Origin of the sequence: Arthrobacter sp. efr-133-TYG-118 (genome assembly GCF_030209755.1) — a bacterium.
GTDB lineage: Bacteria > Actinomycetota > Actinomycetes > Actinomycetales > Micrococcaceae > Arthrobacter.
The window spans coordinates 51,189-71,975 of record NZ_JARVRH010000003.1; the positions used below are offsets into that span (position 1 = coordinate 51,189).

The 20,787-nt window shown below is 65.8% G+C and carries 17 protein-coding genes; 7 read left to right on the plus strand and 10 right to left on the minus strand.

Features of this window, described 5'->3' with window-relative positions; genetic code table 11:
• Window positions 1-19 precede the first annotated feature (19 nt).
• Together ppc and QRN59_RS02210 are read left to right on the plus strand one after the other, a co-directional pair.
• On the plus strand, window positions 20-2,818 hold the full coding sequence (gene ppc / locus QRN59_RS02205) for a phosphoenolpyruvate carboxylase (protein ID WP_284980881.1): 2,799 nt from the start codon (window positions 20-22) through the stop codon (window positions 2,816-2,818).
• A 132-nt stretch (window positions 2,819-2,950) separates the two neighbouring features.
• Window positions 2,951-3,256 carry a hypothetical protein gene (locus QRN59_RS02210; RefSeq protein ID WP_059388561.1) on the plus strand — a complete coding sequence of 102 codons (306 nt, stop codon included), beginning with the start codon at window positions 2,951-2,953 and terminating at the stop codon, window positions 3,254-3,256.
• Between the two features lie 140 nt (window positions 3,257-3,396).
• Here the strand turns inward: QRN59_RS02210 and QRN59_RS02215 are convergent, their stop codons facing one another.
• Window positions 3,397-4,020 (minus strand): DedA family protein, encoded by a 624-nt coding sequence (locus tag QRN59_RS02215; protein ID WP_284980882.1) that lies wholly within the window; start codon window positions 4,018-4,020, stop codon window positions 3,397-3,399.
• A gap of 57 nt (window positions 4,021-4,077) precedes the next feature.
• Between QRN59_RS02215 and QRN59_RS02220 the strand changes: the two genes are divergently transcribed.
• Entirely contained in the window at window positions 4,078-4,605 is a 528-nt protein-coding gene (locus tag QRN59_RS02220) for an O-acetyl-ADP-ribose deacetylase (RefSeq protein ID WP_284980883.1), read from the plus strand.
• Between the two features lie 24 nt (window positions 4,606-4,629).
• Here QRN59_RS02220 and QRN59_RS02225 read toward each other — a convergent pair whose 3' ends face one another.
• The 3 genes from QRN59_RS02225 to QRN59_RS02235 form a co-directional block, all read right to left on the minus strand.
• A complete protein-coding gene (locus QRN59_RS02225; RefSeq protein ID WP_284980884.1) occupies window positions 4,630-5,070 on the minus strand; it encodes an SRPBCC family protein in 441 nt (146 codons plus the stop codon).
• A 430-nt stretch (window positions 5,071-5,500) separates the two neighbouring features.
• On the minus strand, window positions 5,501-6,448 hold the full coding sequence (locus tag QRN59_RS02230) for an RluA family pseudouridine synthase (protein ID WP_284980950.1): 948 nt from the start codon (window positions 6,446-6,448) through the stop codon (window positions 5,501-5,503).
• A gap of 60 nt (window positions 6,449-6,508) precedes the next feature.
• Window positions 6,509-8,170: an alkaline phosphatase family protein gene (locus tag QRN59_RS02235; RefSeq protein ID WP_284980885.1), complete on the minus strand. Its 1,662-nt coding sequence runs from the start codon at window positions 8,168-8,170 to the stop codon at window positions 6,509-6,511.
• Window positions 8,171-8,399: 229 nt separating this feature from the next.
• On the opposite strand from QRN59_RS02235, the gene QRN59_RS02240 reads away from it, so the two are divergent.
• On the plus strand, window positions 8,400-9,032 hold the full coding sequence (locus QRN59_RS02240; RefSeq protein ID WP_284980886.1) for a winged helix-turn-helix domain-containing protein: 633 nt from the start codon (window positions 8,400-8,402) through the stop codon (window positions 9,030-9,032).
• Window positions 9,025-9,717 (plus strand): SRPBCC family protein, encoded by a 693-nt coding sequence (locus tag QRN59_RS02245; RefSeq protein WP_284980887.1) that lies wholly within the window; start codon window positions 9,025-9,027, stop codon window positions 9,715-9,717. Before QRN59_RS02240 ends, QRN59_RS02245 begins: the two co-directional genes overlap by 8 nt.
• A gap of 100 nt (window positions 9,718-9,817) precedes the next feature.
• Here QRN59_RS02245 and QRN59_RS02250 read toward each other — a convergent pair whose 3' ends face one another.
• Window positions 9,818-10,390, minus strand: a complete 573-nt coding sequence (locus tag QRN59_RS02250; protein ID WP_284980888.1) for a TetR-like C-terminal domain-containing protein — start codon at window positions 10,388-10,390, stop codon at window positions 9,818-9,820.
• Window positions 10,391-10,482: 92 nt separating this feature from the next.
• Here QRN59_RS02250 and QRN59_RS02255 point away from each other — a divergent pair, with 92 nt between their 5' ends.
• Window positions 10,483-10,977 carry a DUF4188 domain-containing protein gene (locus QRN59_RS02255; RefSeq protein WP_284980889.1) on the plus strand — a complete coding sequence of 165 codons (495 nt, stop codon included), beginning with the start codon at window positions 10,483-10,485 and terminating at the stop codon, window positions 10,975-10,977.
• 26 nt (window positions 10,978-11,003) lie between these two features.
• On the opposite strand, the gene yczR is transcribed toward QRN59_RS02255, so the two are convergent.
• Complete coding sequence (gene yczR / locus QRN59_RS02260; RefSeq protein WP_284980890.1) at window positions 11,004-12,464, minus strand: MocR-like transcription factor YczR; 1,461 nt, start codon at window positions 12,462-12,464, stop codon at window positions 11,004-11,006.
• Between the two features lie 59 nt (window positions 12,465-12,523).
• On the opposite strand from yczR, the gene yczE reads away from it, so the two are divergent.
• A complete protein-coding gene (gene yczE, locus QRN59_RS02265) occupies window positions 12,524-13,144 on the plus strand; it encodes a membrane protein YczE (protein ID WP_284753130.1) in 621 nt (206 codons plus the stop codon).
• A 94-nt stretch (window positions 13,145-13,238) separates the two neighbouring features.
• Here the strand turns inward: yczE and QRN59_RS02270 are convergent, their stop codons facing one another.
• The 4 genes from QRN59_RS02270 to QRN59_RS02285 all read right to left on the minus strand — a co-directional run bounded on the left by QRN59_RS02270 (window position 13,239) and on the right by QRN59_RS02285 (window position 20,727).
• Window positions 13,239-14,180, minus strand: a complete 942-nt coding sequence (locus QRN59_RS02270; protein ID WP_284980891.1) for an Fpg/Nei family DNA glycosylase — start codon at window positions 14,178-14,180, stop codon at window positions 13,239-13,241.
• Window positions 14,173-19,182 (minus strand): DNA glycosylase AlkZ-like family protein, encoded by a 5,010-nt coding sequence (locus QRN59_RS02275; RefSeq protein WP_284980892.1) that lies wholly within the window; start codon window positions 19,180-19,182, stop codon window positions 14,173-14,175. The genes QRN59_RS02270 and QRN59_RS02275 overlap by 8 nt, the downstream gene beginning before the upstream one ends.
• Window positions 19,183-19,260: 78 nt before the next feature.
• Entirely contained in the window at window positions 19,261-19,893 is a 633-nt protein-coding gene (locus QRN59_RS02280; protein WP_284980893.1) for a DUF4232 domain-containing protein, read from the minus strand.
• Window positions 19,894-19,998: 105 nt separating this feature from the next.
• Entirely contained in the window at window positions 19,999-20,727 is a 729-nt protein-coding gene (locus QRN59_RS02285; RefSeq protein WP_284980894.1) for a YcnI family copper-binding membrane protein, read from the minus strand.
• Window positions 20,728-20,787: the final 60 nt, after the last annotated feature.

Sequence of the window (20,787 nt, forward strand, 5' to 3'; positions counted from 1 at the left end):
ACGCCAGAAGGTATGTTTCATGGTTGACACTGCACATCTCAGCACGGACCTTGCCGCGGAACTGCGGGCCGATGTCCGCCGCGTCTCCACGCTTCTCGGGGAGTCGTTGGTCCGCCAGCACGGCCCCGAGTTGCTACAGCTCGTCGAGCAGGTGCGCCTGCTCACGAAGGAATCCAAGGAAGCCGCCCGCGGCGGCGCCGACGCCACAGGTCCGTGGAGCGCGCACGACGTCGTCGCCCAGGTCCGGGAGTTGCTCGCCTCATTGCCCCTTGGGGAAGCCACTGAGCTGGTCCGCGCCTTCGCCTTCTATTTCCACCTCGCCAACGCCGCCGAGCAAGTGCACCGCGTCCGCGGACTGCGCACCCGCCAGGAAAAGGACGGCTGGCTGGCCAAAGCCGTGGCCGAGATCGCCGACGAGGCCGGAACACAGGCCCTGCAGGACGTCGTCAATGAGCTGGATGTTCGTCCTATTTTCACCGCGCACCCCACCGAAGCCTCCCGCCGTTCGGTGCTCGACAAGATCCGCAAGCTCTCGGACGTCCTGGCAGAATCCACTGTTGAGGGCACGGCAGCCCGTCGTCGACAAGACCGCCAGCTCGCCGAGATCATCGATCAGATGTGGCAGACCGACGAACTGCGCCAAGTCCGCCCCACTCCCGTGGACGAGGCCCGCAACGCCATCTACTACCTGAGCAGCATCCTGACCGATGCCATGCCGGAAATGCTCACGGACCTCTCCGAACTGCTGGGCGAGCACGGCGTGGTGCTGCCGGCGCACAACGCCCCCATCCGCTTCGGTTCCTGGATCGGCGGAGACCGGGACGGCAACCCGAACGTCACCGCTTCCGTCACGCGCGAGATCCTGCAGTTGCAGAACCAGCACGCCGTGCGGATCAGCATCTCGATGATCGACGAACTGATCTCCGTCCTCTCCAACTCAACGGCCCTGGTGGACGCGGAAGAGGACCTCCTGGACTCGATCGCCGTCGACCTCAAGAACCTGCCCGGCTTGGACAAGCGCATCCTGGAGCTGAACGCGCAGGAGCCCTACCGCCTCAAACTGACCTGCATCAAGGCCAAGCTGATCAACACCGGCCGCCGTGTGGCTGCGTCCAAATACCACGAAGCCGGCCGTGACTACGCCTCAACCTCGGAGCTGCTGGCCGAGCTCGAGCTGCTGGAAGCCTCGCTGCGGAAGCACTCGGCTGTCCTCGTGGCCGACGGCGCGCTGGCCCGGGTCCGCCGCGCGATCGCTTCGTTTGGGCTGCACTTGGCGACCCTCGACATCCGTGAACATGCCGACTACCACCACGACGCCGTCGGGCAGCTCGTGGACCGGATCGGCGTCGGAACTCCCTACGGAGAGTTGAGCCGCGCCGAGCGCTTCGAGCGGCTGAGCGCGGAGCTGGCTTCGCGCCGCCCGCTGTCCGGCCACCCCATCAAGCTCGACGGCGACGGCGACCGCACCTACGACGTCTTCCGCAGCATCCGGCACGCCCTCCAGACGTACGGACCGGACGTCGTCGAAACCTACATCATCTCCATGACACGCGGCGCGGACGATGTCCTGGCCGCCGCGGTGTTGGCCCGCGAAGCTGGACTGATCGAGCTATTCGGCGCGGCTCCGTATGCCAAGATCGGCTTCGCTCCGCTCCTGGAGACTGTGGAGGAGCTGCGCGCTTCGGCCGAAATCGTGGACCTGCTGCTCTCCGACCCGTCCTATCGTTCGCTCGTACGGCTGCGTGGGGATGTCCAGGAGATCATGCTGGGATACTCGGACTCCAACAAGGAATCCGGCGTGATGACCAGCCAGTGGGAGATCCATAAGACCCAGCGCAAGCTGCGCGACGTCGCCGCCAAGCACGGCGTGAACGTCCGCTTGTTCCATGGCCGCGGCGGTTCCGTGGGCCGTGGCGGCGGACCGACCTACGACGCCATCATGGCCCAGCCCAACGGAGTGCTCGAAGGCGCCATCAAGTTCACCGAGCAAGGCGAAGTCATCTCGGACAAGTACTCCCTGCCGGAGCTAGCCCGCGAAAACCTGGAGCTCTCCCTGGCCGCCGTGATGCAGGGTTCGGCGCTGCACCGCACCCCGCGCACGTCCGACGACGAGCGCGAACGCTACGGCCACGTCATGGAGATCATTTCCGACGCCGCGTTTGCCCAGTACCGTTCGCTGATCGACGATCCGGACCTGCCCGCGTACTTCCTGGCCTCGACGCCGGTGGAGCAACTCGGATCCCTGAACATCGGCTCGCGTCCCTCCAAGCGCCCCGATTCCGGCGCCGGACTGGGCGGTCTTCGGGCCATCCCGTGGGTGTTCGGTTGGACCCAGTCTCGGCAGATCGTTCCGGGTTGGTTCGGTGTGGGCTCAGGACTGAAGGCCGCCCGCGAGGCAGGCAACACCGCCGAGCTTGCGGAGATGATGAAGCGCTGGCACTTCTTCCAGTCCGTGATTTCCAACGTCGAGATGACCCTCGCCAAAACGGACATGGACATTGCCGGGCACTACGTGTCTTCGCTCGTTCCGGAAGAGCTGCACCACCTGTTCAAGGCCATCCGCACGGAGTACGATCTCACGGTTGCCGAAGTGGAACTCCTGAGCGGGGAAACCGAGCTCCTGGAAGCCCAGCCGACGCTCAAGCGTTCCCTCGAAATCCGCGACCAATACCTCGACCCCATCAGTTACCTGCAGGTGGAGCTGTTGCGCCGCGTCCGCGAAGCCTCCATTTCCGGCGCCGAGATCGACGAACGCCTCCAGAGGGCCATGCTCATCACCGTCAACGGCGTGGCCGCCGGCCTCCGCAATACGGGATAACCTCTGCATCCCCCTTCCTTCCCTTACGATGCGCGCTCACATATAGGGGTGTTTTTGGAAACGCTCGCTCACATCATGTGAGCGAGCGTGCGGCAGGAGCGCCTCATGTGAGAGAGCGTTTAGGGTTGATGGATGCCGTCGTTCCAGACCAAGTTGAAGATCACCGGGCTCAAGCCAGGCAATCCGCCGGAGTCCGTAATGGCCGCTGCGCTCGAGGCCTTGGAAACCCGTCATCATGTCGAATCCAATCAGCTGGACATTGTTGGCGGCGTCGCCCAGATCAGCCTCCGCTTCCTGGTGGAGCCGCGCGATTATCCGGGTGAGAACAGCGAGGCCCGCGCGTCGGCAGCCATGATGCGCGACGCCGTCGAACGCGTAGCGCTCACTGGGAACCTTTACGTGCTGCGCCGCAAACGGGGGAAATGGTCGCCGGTTTGAGCCCGACGTCGGGGAACGCGTCGCGCCCGGCAGCTTTTCGCGGACGTCCACGGCGTACATCCCCTGAAATTCGCGGCACAACGACGGACGGTACCGTAAAAAGCCGCTCGGCGTGACGGCGCTGCCTGCCGAAAGGGCGCCTAAAGGCGCGGCGGTTCGCCTGGCTCGTCCACCGGCGAGCGGTCGCCCCGGCGACGAGTGACGATCACGCCCACCACGACGCCGATCAGCAGCCCCACGCCGACGCCGATCAGTGAGCTCGCCCAGAACGGAAGCTTCGTCGTCGAGCCCGCAAAGTAACCCAGACCGGTTTGCCACGTGGCCCACAACAGCCCGCCCAAGCCAGCGCAGAGGCTGAAACCGCGGGAGGAAACCTCGGCGATCCCGGAAGCGGCCGACGCAGCAAGCCGCCCACCAGGGATGAACCGGGCGCCTATGATCGCGCCATACGTCGAGGAGCGCCCGGCCCTGGCGATGGCCTTGTGGATGCCCTGATGGACCCTGCGGCCCCAGGCCCAGCGGTCCAGGATATGCCCCAAGCGGCGCTTGAAGAGCTGGAAAACGATGATGTCGCCCAGCCAGGAGGCGACGGCGGCCATCAAACCCACCAGCCACAGGTTGACCCGGCCCTCCGCGGCCAGCGCGCCACCCGTGATCACGAGCATCTCGGACGGGATGGGCGGGAAGATCGCGTCGCCCACCACCATGGGGATGATCCAGACATAGATCGCGGCTCCCCAGCCTCCGGCCGTGGTGATGTCCATGGGCACAAATTACCCCACTTTGGTGCATCGGCCGGAGTGTCGTGCAAGACTGGCGCCATGCGGCTCGAAATCCTGCAAGGTGACATTACCGCGCGCGACGTCGATGCGATCGTCAACGCTGCCAACTCGTCGTTGATGGGCGGCGGCGGAGTGGACGGCGCGATCCACCGCGCCGCGGGCCGGGAGCTCCTGGCCGCGTGCATGGAGGTGCGCGAGCGATACCCGCACGGACTGCCGGTGGGCCAAGCCGTGGCCACCCCCGGGTTCAAATTGCCTGCCCGATGGGTGATCCACACCGTGGGTCCCAACCGGCATGCAGGCCAGAACGATCCGGAACTGCTGGCGTCTTGTTTCCGCGAAAGCCTGAAAGTGGCAGCGTCCCTCGGGGCGAGTTCCGTCGCGTTTCCCGCAATCAGCGCTGGGGTCTACGGTTGGGACGCGCGCGAGGTCGCCACAGTAGCGCTCGACGCCGTCAGCCGGGTCGGCGCCGAAAGCTCCAGCGGGCCGGAACTCGTCGAATTTGTGCTGTTCAGCGCCGAGACGACGGACGTGTTCCGGAGCGTGTTCGCGGCTTCTGAAGGGTGAGGGAAGCCCGCGGGCGGCGTTGCCTCAGGCGGACTGCGCCTCAAGCACGGACTTCAACTGCCCGAGCTGTCCGACTTCTGACTCCATGGTCTTGGTGATCATTGAGCCCATGAGCTTCATGAAGCCCTTGGGCTGGAGATCCAAGGCAAAGCGTACGGTGGTTCCGCCGTTGTTCTCGTCCAGAGTGAAGGACCCTGTTGGGCGGGCGGGGCCGGCAATGACCTGGAAATCCAGTCGTTTGCCCGGCTGGGCTGCGATGATCTCGTAGTCGCCGGCGATCGTGCGGCCTCCAGGGCCAGCCATCGTCTGGGAGTACACGGCACCCTTGTCGCCTGCTTCCCCGCTTGCGAGCGCGACAGTCTTGACAGTCGGACGCCACAGCATATTGTTCAGCCCGTCTGCCAGGAAGGCGTAGATGTCGTTTGCGGTGCGGTTGATCGAGACTTCGTTTTCAGCGTGGGCCATGTGGTTCCTTTGCGCGAGATCGAACACCGCCCGCGGTCAGCGAGCCGGCAAAACTGAGCATATACGCCCGGGCCGGTTCGCGACGGGGAACCGGACCGTTGTTTCGGCGCCCCGCCGCCGGAAACCCGCGCTCGACGCTCGTCCCCCGACGCTCGCTCACGTATGTGGGTGTTTGGCCGGACGCTCGCTCACGTATGTGGCCCTTTTGCCCAGCCCTCCCGCAGACATGACCTCAAGGTGGACATGTTCCTCAATCTTGGTGGGCGGGCGTCCAGGGGAAAGCCGTCATTGGTGAGCGGGCGTCCCGGGGAAAGCCGTCATTGGTGAGCGGGCGTCCCGGGGAAAGCCGTCATAGGTGAGCGGGCGTCCCGGGGAAAGCCGTCATAGGTGAGCGAGCGTCCCGGGGAAAGCCCCCATTGGTGAGCGAGCGTCAGGCGGGGTGGGCTTCGCTTAACTCGAGGCGGCTGCGGTATTCCACGGGCTGCTTGCTGATGGGGTCAACGAATCGGATGCCACGGGCGAGCAACTGCAGCGGCTTGGAGTAGTCGTCCGGGGCCTTGTCCAGCAGTTCGGGGTAGAACGCGTCGTTGACGATTCCCAGCCCGAGCGAAGCCATGTGCACGCGGAGCTGGTGGGTCTTGCCGGTGTGGGGCTCAAGGCGGTACAGCGCTCGGCGAGCCACACCGCCGTCATGAGTGCCGCCGTCGAACGTTCTCAGCAGCTCAATGCGGGTTTCAGCGTTGGGTTCGCCGTCGATGACTTCGGCGAGAAGGTAGCTGCGGGATTTGGTCATGCGATTGCGTACGACGGCGGGGAACCCGACGGCGGGAAAGCCTGCGGCGGGTGCCGCGGCCGAGACGCACTCGTACTCCTTTTGCACCTGCCGTTTTTCGAAGAGCACCTGGTACTTGCCGCGGGTCTCCGGGTTGGTGGAGAGCAGCAACACCCCGGCGGTCATGCGGTCGAGCCGGTGCATCGGGATGAGGTCCGGCAAGTCGAGCTGGTTCCGGAGCCGGACGAGCGCGGATTCCTGGATGTAGGTCCCGCCCGGGGTGGTCGGCAAGAAGTGGGGCTTGTCGACGACCAGGAGGTGCTCGTCCTGGTGCAGGATGTTGATCTCCACAGGCATCCGGGTCTCCGGCGGGAGGGTGCGGTAGTACCAAATGAAAGTGTGTTCTTCGAGGGGGGTGCCGCGGTTAAGGGGCGCGCCGCCTTCGCCGACGATTTCGCCGGCGTCGAACCTGTCCTCGATGCCTTGGGGATCGATATGGCCCCAGCGGTGCATCATGTAGTCCATTGCGGTGTCCCAAGGCCCCTCGTCCGGGAGGCGCAGACGGGTGGCGTTGACGCCGTCGCGCACAGGAAGGGGGGATTGCATCACCGGTTTATTCTACCGGGGCAGCAACAAGTGCCGCCCCGGGCGCCGCCTAACGGAGGCCTAGTACGTTGTGCCGCCCGGCAAGATGACGGGTTTGATGGGCTGCTGGTTGAAGTTGAAGTCGTTCGCCAAGTTGCCGAGCTGAGGGTTGTCCTCACGGACGCCGGGCCGGGGATCTGGCCGTCCGTCCGTGGCCGGGTCGAGGCGTTGGCCGTGGAGGAAGTCGTCTTCGATGAACTTGGCGTAGGCGTCGTGGCTGAGGATTTGGTGGTCGATGTTGCCTTGCTTGGCGTAGGGGCTGATGACGATTCCCGGGACGCGGAGGCCGTAGCCGTTTTGGTCCACGGTGGGCGGGGTGACGTGGTCGTAAAAACCGCCCCAGTCATCCCACGAGAGGAAAATGGCGGTGCTGTTCCAGTCCGGGCCCGACATGACGGCATTGATCAGCCCCGTGACGTATGCCTGCCCGGTGCTGATCAGCGCCGGCGGGTGCTCGCTGACGGCTCCGGTGGGGTCGATCCAGCTCACTGCAGGCAAGGTGCCCTTCTTGGCGGCGGCGTAGAAGTTGGTCAGGGACTGGATGTTGCCTAACTGGCCGTCCTGCTTGACGGTGTCGAAGTAGGGCAGCGGATTCCAGATGCCCGGTGTCTTCGCGTTCTGGGCTACGGGAGCGCAGGACATGGCTGCGTCGTCCTGGCAGTCGGGCTCGGTGCCGGTGAAGACGTAATAGGCCCAAGGCACGTCCTGTTTGTGGAGCAGGTAAGTCAGATCGGTCCAGGCATAGTCAGGGGGAGCAAGCAGTTTCGCGGCGGCGAGCAGCTTTTGCTTGAGCGCTTCGGGGAGGGCTGCTTTGTCGATCGCGGCCTGGCAACTCGCATAGGAATCCGAGCCGGCGCAGTTTTGCGCGATGAGTGTGTGCAGTTGCGCGGCAATGTCCGGGGTGATTCCGGCTGCAGTGAGCGCATCCTGGCAGGCCTTGTTTTGCAGGCCGGCCCGGCATTTGCCGATGAGGGTGGACTGGATCGCGGAGGTAAAGTCCGGCGGACTGCCCGGATTCTGGAGGGCGTTCACGCAGGATTGCGGATCGCCCGCGCGGCTGCATTTGGCCGACCATTCCGAGACCATGTACAGGTGCTCGGGCAGGCTCCAGGAGGCATTGGGTTCGAACATGTGGTCCTGCAACGTGAAGTCCTTGGCATACGCCCAGTAGTTGGGCAGGTCGCGCGCGTCGTGATAGCCCATCACGTCGCTTTGGTTGCCGCCCGCGCAGGCCGGGGCGTTCGGTGCGCAGTTGGTCGAGGCTTTCTCGGCTTGCGCGATGAACCCGTCCATTTTCCCTCCGTTGATGTCCGCCGCGGCATTGCTCTGGCTGTGCGGGCCACCGGAGTTCCGGTCAGCGGGGTCGTAGTACGGTTTCATGCACGAGCCGTGGGCCGGATCGGGAACGCACACCGCGGGGGAGCCGTTCTGCATGGGTATCCCGTCCGCTCCGGGGAACGTCCCGAAGTAGCTGTCGAACGAACGGTTCTCCTGCATGATGACGATGACATGCTGGATCTTAGAGATCCCCGTATCCACGGCCCCAGCAGCGCCCCCATCCGCTGCCCCCGCCCCGGCTGCCACCAGTGTCCGGGACCAGGAGGTGCCGAAAAAGACGGCAGCGCCCACAAGTGCAATGACCGCGACGATGGACAAAGCAGCGAGGGCGGGACGGCGTAACACCCAAGCCCGAATCCGCCCCCCGCGACGCTTGAGTGGCCGATCGGCTCCGGACCCAGCGGGCGGACTATTGAACCTCATCTTGCACCTCACGGACAGCGATACCCGCAGGGTACTCCTTCACCGACCGCAGCGGTACAGGCCGGCAGGGCTCCCTCTGACGGTGTCCCCCAATCCTCCGACGAGAAAAAAGTTCTTGACAAGAAAAGTTGTCGGTAGGCACAATGGAAGCATGTTGGACATCGAAGTGATCGAGGATCCCGCCGCGGCGGAAGCGTCGCTGGACCCGATCCGCACCCGCATTCTGCAGGAGCTTGTCGAGCCCGGTTCCGCCACCCAGCTGGCGGTCAAGGTGGGCCTGCCCCGGCAGAAAGTCAACTACCATCTCAAGGCCCTTGAGCGGCACGGGCTCGTCGAGCTTGTGGAGGAACGGAAGAAGGGCAACGTCACCGAACGCGTGTTGCGCGCGACGGCGGCGTCGTACCTGATTTCGCCGGTCGCGCTTGCGTCCGTGGCGCCGGATCCCCGACGCTTCTCGGACCGCTTTTCCGCCTTCTGGCTCCTGGCCCTCGCGGCCCGGACGGTCCAGGAGATGGGCAAATTGATAGCGGGCGCGGCCGCGGCCAAGAAGACGCTTGCGAGCTTCGCCATCGACGGCGAAATCACCTTCCGCTCGGCGTCGGACCGCGCCGCTTTTGCCGAGGAACTCGGCGTCGCGGTGACCCGGCTCGTGGACAAATACCACGACGGAGGAGCTTCCGCACTGGCGAGCGGCGCACGCAAGCACCGACTCGTCGTCGTACTTCATCCCGCACTCAAGACAAATACGCAGCACTCTCCAGAAAAGGAACAGGACAATGACTGACAACCGTGAATTCGAAATCGTGGCCGACACCGAACTGCCCGGCACTCCTGAACGGGTCTGGCAAGCTGTCACCCAGGACACCTCGGCCTGGATGTTCCCCACCGATCAGTGGCCGGCCGTGAAGACCGTGGACGAATACCCCAGCCATCTTGTGACCCGCATGGACGGGCCGGACGGCTGGTTCAACCAGCTCGAGCACGTACTCGAACCGCTCGACGGCGGCCGTGCCAAGCTGCACTATGTCCACAGCGGCATCTTCGCGGACAACTGGGAGGGGCAGTACGACGGCGCCAGCAAGCACGCTGAGTTCTACCTGCACACCCTGGGCCAGTACCTTCAGTACTTCGACGGCAAGCCTGTAGTCTTCACCGACATCCAAGGTCCGGCGGCCTCGCAGGCGCCCGACGGTTTCGTGCAACTGAAAAAGGCCCTCGGCGTGGACGGCGTTGCGCAGGGTTCAATGATTGAGGTGGACGTCGACGGCGTGGGGCGGCTGAGCGGGGAGCTCGACTTCTCCAACCAGCACTTCCTGGGCCTGCGGACCGCCGACGCGCTCTACCGCTTCTTCGGCCGCAACTCCTTCGGAGCCCCCGTGGGCATGACGGTGCACGATTTCAGCGGCAGCGGCGATTCCGAACTGACCGCCAAGGCCTGGGGCGGGTTCCTGGAGAAGGTGTACGCCTAGAGCTGCAACGCGCAAAACCCTGGCCGACGCGCGTATGGTCTGGCGACTCCCGGATTCCGGTGTCGCCAGACCACACGCGCGTCGCATGGCACTTCGGGCGTCATTGCCAGCCGCGTGCAGCGGCATCCAATGCTGCGGCGTAGATCCCTTCCCAGTCGGTTCCGGCGTCGTCCATGTTCGCCAATTCCAGGCTCACCAGTCCGTGGACCTGCCCCCAGATGGACATCGCGATCGTCGTGGCCTCGGCGTCGCGAAGGGTCCCCGCTTTCTGCGCGGAGGTCACCGCTTCCATGAGGGGAAGCATGGCTTCCGAGGCGACTGCCGGCGTCGGGCTGCAGTCCACATGGGTGGAAAGTGCGCCGCCAAACATGAGCCGGTACAAGGCCGGATGTTCCAGTGCCCAGGAGCGGTAGGCGAGGCCCAGGCCTCGGAGCCCACCGCTTTCGGCGAGGCGTTGCGAGTCGCCGAACGAGTGGAATCCGTCGTCGACGGCGGCCGTCAGCAACTGGGCCTTGCCGCCGAAAAGTGAGTAGATCGCGGTGGTTGAGGTCTGGGCGGCTGTGGCAACGTCCCGGAGCGTGACTCGCGCGGGGCCATCCCGGTCCACGAGTTCGGCCGTTACCTGAAGAAGTCGCTCCCGGACGAGCTGGTCATGAACGATGGGTCTTGCCATGCCTTCAAGTGTTTCATAACATTGTTTCATAACAACGTTATGAAACTCGAAGAGCGGAACTTGAACTACTGTTCCCAGACCGAAGGATTCACATGGCACAGGAAGTCTTCCCCGGACGCTTCACGGCGGACACCGGGCGCGAGTCGGTGACCGTATTCCTTATCGGAATGCGGGCCAACCGTTGGTGGAAGATCGGCAAAGTGGCGCGCGTGGCCTCGGCAATGCCCACCATGCTCCGTCATCTCGCAGAACATCCCGAGTCCGGGATGCTCGGCTGCGAACAGTGGTTCGGGCGCACCACCATGTTGCTCAGCTATTGGGAAAGCCCCGAGCATCTAAGGCGCTTCGCCGCGGACAGGGATTCGCCGCACTTGGGGCCGTGGCGACGTTTCATGAAGGAAATCTCGGGAAGCGGTGACATTGGCGTGTGGCACGAAACCTACCAGGTGCTGGCATCGGGAATTGAGGTGGTCTACAACGGCATGCCGCAGTTTGGCCTGGCCAGAGCCACCTCGCATGTCCCGGTCGGTCCGGGCACCAATACCGCCAAGCAGCGCATGGGTTCCTCCTCCGCGCCGCGCGAGTAACAGCCCGTAAGCCTAGCGCCAGCGGGCTACGCGATGGCGGCGGCTTCCTTGGGTGCCTTCAAGGTCCTTCGGAGCTGCGGCGACGCGTCGATCCTGGCTTGGGCATCGCGCAGTGCCAGCACCGCCGTCTCAAGCTGCGCCGGCGCGAGGGTGTACGGGACGCGCATGAAGTGCTCGAAAGCGCCCCCGACGCCGAAGCGCGGCCCGGCCGCCAGCCGCACGCCGAAGTCCGGGGCGACGACGGTGAGCGCCGTACTCGACGGCGTGGGCAACCTGCACCATGCTGTGAGTCCGCCGCGCGGACGTTCCACGTGCCAATTGGGCAGGTGCTCGGCCAGTAGACCAAGGAGGGCTTCCCGGTTCCGCCGCAGCTCCGCAAGCCTGGCGTCCAGAGGTTCGGTGAAGGCCCGGAGGAGTCGAGCCGCAGCCAATTGCTCGACGATGGGCCCGCCCAGATCCATCGTTGTCCGAGTCTGCACGAAGCGGCTGATCAGGTCTTCTTCAGCGCGGATCCATCCGGTCCTGAGCCCGGCCCAATGCGATTTGCTGAGCGAACCGATGGTCACCACCGCCGGACTGAACGCCGCGAGCGGCGAGGTGCTGACGTCGTCGAGGTTCAGCTCGCGCAGCGTTTCATCCACCACCAGGACGGTGCCCGTCCCTGTGGCCTCGCGGACCAGGCGGCGCCGCTGAAGGGTGGACATGATCCGCCCAGTGGGGTTGTGGAAGTCCGGCACGAGGTACGCCATGGCCGGGCGTTGGTGGCGCATTGCGGCCACCATGGCGTCGATATCCCAGCCGCCCGACGTCGGTTCCTCGGCAGGCGGCATCGGCACCGGAACCGTGCGGGAGCCGGAAGCGCGGATTGCGTCGAGCGCGTTCGGGTAGCTGGGATGCTCCACGAGGACCTTTTGTTGCCGCCCGGCGAGGGTCTTCAAGATGATGTTCAGCGCGTGCTGGGCCCCCGAGGTCACCAGTATCTGCGCGGCCGTCGTGGGAATGCCGGCTGCTGTGTAGCGGTCCGCGATGGCTTCCCGGAGGGGCGGGAGGCCGACCGCGTCGTAGCCAAAACCGGGCAGCAGCGCAGGGAGGTCAATCAACGCATCAGCGAAAGCCCGGTGCACCACTTCGCCCGTGGCCGGCAGTGAAGCATAGGCGAGGTCAAGAATCCCATCCGGGACGGCCAGTCCCGGTCCGCTGACGGGAACCGTCCGGTGCGGAATACCCGTCCGACCCCTGCTGCCCTGGCCGCCGCTGAGGAATCCTTGCTCGCGCAGGCTGGCGTACGCGGCGGTGACCGTGGTCCGGCTGACCCCCAAGGTGACGGCAAGCGCCCGCTCGCTGGGCAGTGCGACGTCAAGCGGGATGCGCCCGTCCATCACCAAGAGGCGTACGACGTCGGCAAGCTCGCGATAGGCGGGAGCGGCGCCAGTGCTCCACGGGCCAAGGAGACGCACCATGGCTGTGGGGTTCAGGGATCCGGGCATAAGACCAGTATTGCAAACTGGCTATGGAAAGCAATGCCAGTTTTCGGGAGCATGGGTCCATGATGACCCGCAGAATCACCCAGCTCCTGATCGGCCTCGCAATGTACGGGATCTCCCTGGCCATGTTCATCCGGGCCGGCCTTGGCCTGGATCCCTGGGACGTGTTCCACCAGGGCGTCGCGGGGAAGATCGGGTGGAGCATCGGCACCGTCGTGGTGGTTGTCAGCTTCCTGGTCCTGCTCCTCTGGATCCCGCTGCGGCAGATGCCCGGCTTCGGAACCCTCGCAAACGCCGTGCTGGTGGGTGTCTTCGCGGACATCGGCCTGGCCCTGATCCCTGCGTTCTCACACCTGGGTGGCCAGATCGCCATGCTCGCCGGCGCCGTAGTCCTCAACGGCATCGCCTCCGCGTGCTACATCGGCGCACGTCTTGGCCCGGGTGCCCGCGACGGACTCATGACGGGACTTGCCCGCCGCACGGGCTGGTCCGTGCGCTTGTCCCGCACGTTGATCGAGGTTGTTGTGCTCGGTGTGGGTTGGCTGCTGGGTGGATCTGTCGGCGTGGGAACCGTGGTCTACGCCTTGGCCATTGGACCGGTCGTGCAACTGTTGCTACCCCTGTTCACGGTTCCGGTCAAGGCTCCCAAGGCTGCCCCCGAAGCAGTGCCGGCCGCTCCGTGACGCAGATTCGTGCTGGCGACGGGCGAAATTCCCTACGCCCCCGGAATTCCGGCGTCGCTGGGGAATTCCCGCGTCGCAAGGGAATCGGGCAGCATCAACGGGCGGGCTGGCACTCCGGGCAGAAATAGATGGTCCGGTCTTCCAACCCCGACGCCGGTCCCAACAGCCCGCGGCGAATGGGCGTTCCGCAGCGAAGGCACGGCTGGTGCTCGCGGCCGTACACCCAATAGCCAGAGCGGGGAATACCCCGGACTCCAGGGAACGCGGTGCCACGCGTGATCCTTCGCCCGGGTCCTAAGTTGGCTTCGAGCAGGACCTTGGCCTCCCCGAGCATCCTCAATAGGTCCGGCACAGCTGATACCGGCGCGGCGGGATGCACCCCTGCCAGGAAACACGCCTCGCAACGGTAAATATTGCCGATGCCGGCGAGGTTCCGCTGGTCCAACAGTGCGACGCCGATCGGTGTGCCCGGGGCGGCCCGCAGCCGACGAACGGCCTCTTCGGCGTCCCAACCCGGCCCGAGGAGATCCGGCCCAAGGTGCCCTACTACGCGGGACTCGTCCGGGGTCGGGATTACTTCCAGGATTCCCAAGGAGAAGCCGACGACGTCGGTCGTCGCTGTGCGGAGGACGCACCTGGCCGTGTGGCCGGGTTTCCTCCAGCGGCCGCCGGGGGCATAGACCTGCCAGCTTCCCTCCATTTTCAAGTGCGAATGGATGGTCAAGGCGCGCCGGGGCCGTCCGGCCTCGTCCCGCGGCGCCGCCGTCGAACCTGCCGCGGTGCTCCCGCCCGCCGCCGAACCGCCCGCCGCCGAACCGCCCGCCGTCGAACCGGCCGCGGTGCTCCCGCCCGCCGCCGGCTCCAGCAAGCGCATGAGCAAGTGCTTTCCGCGTGGCACCACCTCGGACACGGTCCATCCGGCCAGGTTCAGCGTGGCAAACCTGGGCACGCGGAAGTCCGAGGAGACCAGCGTCTGCCCAGCAAGGGCCCTGTGCAGCTCCGCGGCAGTCCGCCAGATCGAGTCGCCCTCAGGCACGGAGCCTCAAACCCTTCGGCGTGGAGTACGCCCCGGCAGCCGCAAGGGCAAAAGCCACGGGGGTGTCCAGGAGGTCATGGCCGTTGACCTTTTCCATGATCAATTTGTCCACGGCTCCCCGGCGCACCACGCCTACGAGCGCCGCAGCGGCAGCCGCCAGGACGGCGTCGTCATGGCTGAAAGTGAGCAAGGTCTTCCCTCCGCGTTCGACGTACAAAACCAAGGCGCCGTCGACTATCACCACCAGGGCCCCTGCTTTCCGACCCGGACGGTGACCCGATCCGGCGTCGACTGCCAACGCGGGCCAGGGGAGGGCCGCGCCGTACGGGTTGGCGGGATCCGTCGAGGCCAGGGCCAAGGCAACAGGCTCGGTCTTGGCGAGTTGGGCATCTTCCGTGAAGGAACGCAAACGGTCCACAGTCGCCGGCACGGCAAACTGGGCGGCTCCGAGGTGCTCGATGAAGTAGCCGCGGCGGCACCGCCCGGCTTCTTCGAGGCGCGCGAGGACCTTGTACATCAGCCCGAATCCGCCCACGATGTTCTCCACCATGACGGAGCCGCGGGTTACTACGCCGTACCTGTCGAGGAGGAGTTCGGCGGTGCCGCGCGCATGGATAGTGGGGTCGAGCTCAGGAGCCGGCAACGCCGACCAGCGTCCAACCGCGAGCGGGGGAGTCGGAGCCGTTCCGGTGACCGAGCCATAGCGGCCGCCAGTGAGTCCTGGGGATCCCATCAAACCGGTGCCATGCGAGCGGCCGAGCCTGCTCATGCGCAGGGACCTGGCCCGCGGGGGACGGGCGGGCTGCTTGTGCGCCGTGCGGCCGCCCGCAATCATGGCACGGATCGGCGCGAAGGTGTCGCCCGTGATGCGCCCGGCCCAGACGAGGTCCCACAGGGCAGTCACCACGGCGTCGTCGCTGAGGACAGCATCCATGCCGCCGGCGACCTCGGTGAGTTGCCGGAAGAAATAGGCGCCCCCGCCGCCCTGCAGGTATTCCAGAAGGCGGAGCTGGGCATCGCCGGGCTCGAAATCAGGGTCCGGGTTGAGCGTCAGTTCCGCGGCTTCGGCCACATGGAGGCTGATCCAGCCGTCGTTCCCGGGCAACGACCCGGCTCCGGACCACAAGACTTCGCCTGCGGCCATGAGCTCGTCCAACATGGCTGGCTGGTAGTCGGAGATCCGGCTGGCCAGTACCAACGGCTCCCAGGCCGACGCCGGAACAGGCACGCCGGAGAGTTGATCGATGGCTGTCATGATGCCGTCCAGTCCGCGCAGCGCCGGGGCGCCCGTGCCTCCAAAAGAACCAGGGCGGCCGGCAGAGGACACGGACACGTTTTGCCAGGCGGGCAGGAACCGGCCGTACGCAGCAGCGTCCACTGGCTCCACTTCGGCGCGCAGCGCAGCCAGCGAACGACGCCGGAGCTTGCGTAGCACTTCGGAATCGCACCATTCGCTGCCGAATGGGACTCCGCGGAGCGCGACAGCGGGGAGTTCCGGCGCCTCCGCCGTAAAGAGTTCCGCCCCCTCATCGGGAACCGCGTCCGGCGCACTCGGGTGCGGCCGGAACTCGCCTTCAACTACACGGCCGTCCGCCGCGAGGCGTTTCAGCGCGGTGCCCACGACGGCGACACCCAGTCCCAGCCTCGCAGCAGCTTCCTCGGCCGTGAACGGTCCGTGGGTTCGTGCATAACGGGAGACCAGATCCCCGAGTGGATCGTGGACCGGTTCGATGAAGGCGAGCGGCACCCCCATGGGCAGCGGAACGCCGATGGCATCCCGGAGCCGGGCCGCATCCTCGATGGCCGCGAATCGTTCAACGCCGTTGAGGGTCACGGTGAGGGCGCGGTTGGCCTTACGCAGGGCGGCCAGATGCGATGCGGCCGCCGGATGCAACGCGGGCAAATCCGGGGAACCAATCGGGGAAGCTTCCACCCCTTCGGGCTGCAAACGGGCAGCCACCTCTTCGACGCTCAAGGGGCCCAACAGGCGCAGCAAGTCCGCGACGCCTTCCATGCCACGGACCTGCCGGTCCGGTGCCAGCCGCTGGAGCTCGAGCTCGGTGGCCTCGATGACCTTCGCGTCCAGGAGCTCGCGCAGTTCCACCCTGCCGAGGAGCTCGTTCAGGAGCGTGGAATCGAGGGCCAAAGCGGCGGCCCTGCGTTCGGCGAGCGGAGAATCGCCCTCGTACAAGTACTGGGCCACGTACCCAAAGAGCAGCGACTTGGCGAAGGGTGAGGGCTGCTGCGTGGTGGTTTGCACCAAGCGCAGTTCCCGCCGCTCGATCGAAGCGGCAATGTCTTTCAGGGCCGGAAGGTCGTAGACGTCCTGCAGGCATTCGCGCACGGTTTCGAGCACGATGGGGAAAGAAGGGTATTTCTTGGCGACATCCAGCAATTGCGCCGAGCGTTGCCGTTGCTGCCACAGCGGCTGCCTTTTCGCAGGATTCTGCCGCGGCAACAACAGGGCACGCGCGGCGCACTCGCGGAAGCGGGAGGCGAACAAGGCACTGCCGCCAACCTCCGCCGTCACGATCTGCTCAAGCTCCTCCGGATCGAACAGGAAAAGCTCAGCCCCGGGAGGCTCGTCCTCCATCATCGGCACCCGCAGCACGATGCCGTCGTCGGCGGCCATGGCGGAACCGTCCAGCCCGTAGCGCTGCTGGAGCCGTTGCCCGACGGCGAGGGCCCATGGTGCGTGGACCGGCATGCCGAAGGGGCTGTGCAACACCACGCGCCAGTCGCCGAGTTCGTCGTGGAACCGTTCGACCACGAGCGTCCGGTCATTGGGGACCACTTCCGTGGCCTGCTTCTGTTCGCCCAGATACTGGAGCAGGTTGCCCGCGGCGTAGTCGTCCAGCCCGCTGGCCTTGCAACGTTCCAGCGCTGGACCTTGATCCGAAGCGGAAAGCTCACGCACGAATGCTCCGAGTGCGCGGCCGAGATCCACCGGCCGGCCCAAGGAATCGCCCTTCCAGAAGGGAAGTTTTCCGGGCTGGCCGAAGGCAGGCGAGACAAGGACACGGTCGTGCGTGATGTCCTCGATTTTCCAGCTGGTGGCACCCAAAGCGAAGATGTCCCCGACGCGTGATTCGTAGACCATTTCTTCGTCGAGCTCGCCGACGCGTCGGCCGCCTTTGGCAGCGCGCGACGCCGGACTGGGCTCCTGCGCGGACGCCCCACCGCTCTGGCCGGAGCCAGAGCCGGCACCGGAGCCTTCGGTCTCTGTGCCGATGATGTACACGCCGAAGAGTCCGCGATCGGGGATGGTTCCGCCCGAGGTCACGGCAAGGCGCTGTGCTCCCGGGCGGCCTTCGATGGTGCCGGCGTTCCGGTCCCAGATGATGCGCGGCCGGAGTTCGGCGAATTCGTCCGAGGGATACCGTCCGGCCAGGAGGTCCAAGGTGGCTTCGAAAGCGGAGCGGGGCAGCGTTGCGAAAGGGGCCGAGCGGCGGACGGTGGCGAACCACTCCTCGACATCGATGCTTCCCAGCGCGGTGGCCGCGACCGTTTGTTGGGCGAGGATGTCCAAGGGGTTGGCGGGAACATGGAGGCGTTCGATCTTTCCACTCAGCATCCGCTCCACGGTGATGGCGGTGTGGACGAGGTCTGCCCGGTGCTTGGGGAAGAGCACGCCTTCGGAAATCTCACCCACCTGGTGGCCGGCGCGGCCCACCCGTTGCAGTCCGCTGGCCACCGACGGCGGCGACTCGACCTGGACCACCAGGTCCACGGCGCCCATGTCGATGCCGAGTTCCAGGGATGACGTGGCTACAACGCAGCGCAGCCGGCCGGACTTGAGGTCGTCCTCGATGAGTGCCCGCTGGTCCTTGGACACTGAACCGTGGTGCGCGCGGGCCAGGACCGGATCGGCACCGCTAGTGCCTCCGGCCTGGGCCATCATGTGCGCCGGTGTCGCCGTCGAGGACGGCAGCCCCGAGGACGGCACCGAATCCGCAGCGGCAGAAAACACCTCCACCGCCATGAGTTGGCGCTCCGCATAGATCTCGTTCAGCCGTGCAGTGAGTCGCTCCGCGAGGCGCCTGGAGTTGGCAAACACAATCGTGGACTGCTTCGACAGCACAAGATCAACGATCTTCTCTTCGACATGCGGCCAAATGGATGCTTGCGGCTGGAGCCCGGAGGCTGGCCCGGAGTCGAAGGCGCCGGCAGCTCCCGCGAGGTCCGACATGTCCTCCACAGGAACGCTGACGCTGAGGTTCCAGTTCTTGCGCGACGGCGGCGCGACGATTTCCACGGGTGCCGAGCCAGCAAGGAACTGTGCGACGAGCTCGCGCGGCTCCACGGTGGCCGAGAGGCCGATCCGTTGGGCGGGTTTTGGCAGCAATGCATCAAGCCGTTCCAAGGACACCGCGAGGTGCGCGCCACGCTTGGTACCTGCGACCGCGTGGACCTCGTCGACGATCACGGTGTCCACCTCGCTAAGCGTCTCCCGGGCTTTGGACGTCAGCATGAGGAACAAGGACTCTGGCGTGGTGATGAGGATGTCCGGCGGGTGGCTGAGCAGCGCGCGGCGGTCCGCCGTCGTCGTATCTCCTGAGCGGACACCGACACTCACAAGTGGGGCCGGCAACCCGAGCCGTTTGGCGGTCTGCGTGATGCCGATTAGCGGCGAGCGAAGGTTCCGTTCGACGTCGACGCCGAGTGCTTTGAGGGGTGAGATGTACAGGACGCGGGTCTTGCGCTTGGGGGCTTTGGCACGGGCGCGGCCGCTTGTTTCCTCAAGCCCTGGAAGGGGATCAGCCGAAACATCAGGGGACACCGACAAGAGCCGGTCCAGCGCCCACAGGAATGCTGCGAGGGTCTTGCCGGAACCGGTGGGTGCAACCACAAGGGCGTGCGATCCGGAAGAAATGGCTTTCCACGCACCATCCTGGGCAGGTGTGGGCGCGGAGAAAGCACCGAGGAACCACTCGCGCGTGGCACGACTGAACCGGTCCATGGCCGTATTGCCAGGACTGCCCGGTAGCTCCTGCTCCTGCATTCCTCCATCATGCCTCACGGCACTGACAGAATAAGGAACAGCGCAAGATAAGGATCAGGGGCTAAGCCCCCGCCCGTCCTACCCCGCCTGGAACGCCTGGACGCTTAGGAGGTTGATATTGGTGTTGCTGCAGGCCGTGCGCTGCTGCGGGATGAACAGCGAGGCGGTGTCCTCGGGCGGGTAGACCCGGAAACCGGCGGCAGGGGCCTGGGTGCATTCGGGGTAGTTGCCGGCCTGGGTGTAGCGGAGCTGGGCGAAACCGGCCTTCCCCGGAGCGAGAACCACTTGTGTCACAGGCTGGGAGTCGTCGCGCGCGGCAGCCGCGCCGATCGGATCGCCGGTGGCTCCAGACGTGAGTGAGACGCCCGGGAAGCCATTAAGGACGCAGGGTTCCGTGCCAGAGTTGGTCAGGATGAGTTTCATGTAGACGCTGCCTGCCGCTCCGCCCCCGGTGGAGTCGACAGAAGCTGTCAGCGAGCCCGCCTTGCAGAGAGCAACGCCGGATGCCGTCGTCCCGGTGCTCGATGGCGTGGCGCTACCGCTTGAAGTAGGAGTGCTCGAGGCCGACGGTGACGACGAGGCCGAAGCCGTGTCGCTGGGTACGGCTGAGCCCGAGGGCTGGGCCTGGCTTTGGAAACAGCCGGAGAGCAGGAATACCGAGGCTGCTGCCGTCGTGAGCAGGAGACCGTTCTTGACTCGCATATTCGTCATGCGCACAGCTTTTCGTCGTCATTTGCCGGAGTCAACTGCGGCGCGGCAGCGGCGCCGGATTGGCGCCCGGATCGTAATGTTCCGGACGCCGACCCGGAGGACCCGTTACTTGGACACTGAAGCCTTCGCGGAACGGCTGCGGAAGAAGGCCGCACCACCCAGCCCGAGCCCTGCCACACCGGCGATCAGGCCGGCCCAGCTGCGCGCCTGTGATCCGTCGTCGGTCACGGAAGCTGCCGGCTCAGTGGAGATGGACGCAGCCATGTGACCATCGCCCGCCGTCGTATCCGCGGCTGTGACTGCCACCGACGGAGCCGGAGCCTTCAGCGAGTGCGGGTCCTGGCCGTCCTTCGGGATTTCAGCCCAGTTTGTCTGCCCTTGCTCGCAGTTCTGGAGCGTGGGGAAGTAGAGGGTCTTGCCAGCGGTGTCGGGCAGCTTCACGGACAGGACCAGTGCGTCGCGCAAGTGCGGGTCCAGCGGGGCCTTGGCCGTGTAGACGATTTGGCTGGTGCGTTTGGTGATCGATGTGCCGTCGGCCAGCTTCTTGGGTTCGGGCAGCGTCTGCGTCACCTTCTCGACCGTCCAGTTGGGGTTCACTGTGGGCGTGGCGTCCGTCAGTTCCTCGGGCAGGTTGATGGTCAGCTTGGTGGTGCCCGAGGTGTCGCAGCCATGCGGGACGCCGAACGTGAGCAGGGCGTACGAGTTGGCGGTGGTCTTGTCCGGGTTGACGGAGACGTGCGCAGAAGCGCCTGCGAGCCCGGCCATCATCAGTGCTGCGGTGCCGCCGGCGATTGCGGTGGCGGAGACGGCACGGCGGAGTAAGGACTTGTTCATGGTTGTTGCCTTTCAATGGGCGCGCGAAAGCGCGCCAAAGTGCGGGGATGTGCCCGTCAC

What these genes read in the sequence shown, in the direction of transcription:
- ppc (WP_284980881.1), top strand. Translation starts at nt 20, where the DNA reads ATGGTTGACACTGCACATCTCAGCACGGACCTTGCCGCGGAACTGCGG.
- QRN59_RS02210 (WP_059388561.1), top strand. Translation starts at nt 2,951, where the DNA reads ATGCCGTCGTTCCAGACCAAGTTGAAGATCACCGGGCTCAAGCCAGGC.
- QRN59_RS02215 (WP_284980882.1), bottom strand. Translation starts at nt 4,020, where the DNA reads ATGGACATCACCACGGCCGGAGGCTGGGGAGCCGCGATCTATGTCTGG.
- QRN59_RS02220 (WP_284980883.1), top strand. Translation starts at nt 4,078, where the DNA reads ATGCGGCTCGAAATCCTGCAAGGTGACATTACCGCGCGCGACGTCGAT.
- QRN59_RS02225 (WP_284980884.1), bottom strand. Translation starts at nt 5,070, where the DNA reads ATGGCCCACGCTGAAAACGAAGTCTCGATCAACCGCACCGCAAACGAC.
- QRN59_RS02230 (WP_284980950.1), bottom strand. Translation starts at nt 6,448, where the DNA reads ATGCAATCCCCCCTTCCTGTGCGCGACGGCGTCAACGCCACCCGTCTG.
- QRN59_RS02240 (WP_284980886.1), top strand. Translation starts at nt 8,400, where the DNA reads ATGTTGGACATCGAAGTGATCGAGGATCCCGCCGCGGCGGAAGCGTCG.
- QRN59_RS02245 (WP_284980887.1), top strand. Translation starts at nt 9,025, where the DNA reads ATGACTGACAACCGTGAATTCGAAATCGTGGCCGACACCGAACTGCCC.
- QRN59_RS02250 (WP_284980888.1), bottom strand. Translation starts at nt 10,390, where the DNA reads ATGGCAAGACCCATCGTTCATGACCAGCTCGTCCGGGAGCGACTTCTT.
- QRN59_RS02255 (WP_284980889.1), top strand. Translation starts at nt 10,483, where the DNA reads ATGGCACAGGAAGTCTTCCCCGGACGCTTCACGGCGGACACCGGGCGC.
- yczR (WP_284980890.1), bottom strand. Translation starts at nt 12,464, where the DNA reads ATGCCCGGATCCCTGAACCCCACAGCCATGGTGCGTCTCCTTGGCCCG.
- yczE (WP_284753130.1), top strand. Translation starts at nt 12,524, where the DNA reads ATGATGACCCGCAGAATCACCCAGCTCCTGATCGGCCTCGCAATGTAC.
- QRN59_RS02275 (WP_284980892.1), bottom strand. Translation starts at nt 19,182, where the DNA reads ATGCAGGAGCAGGAGCTACCGGGCAGTCCTGGCAATACGGCCATGGAC.
- QRN59_RS02280 (WP_284980893.1), bottom strand. Translation starts at nt 19,893, where the DNA reads ATGACGAATATGCGAGTCAAGAACGGTCTCCTGCTCACGACGGCAGCA.
- QRN59_RS02285 (WP_284980894.1), bottom strand. Translation starts at nt 20,727, where the DNA reads ATGAACAAGTCCTTACTCCGCCGTGCCGTCTCCGCCACCGCAATCGCC.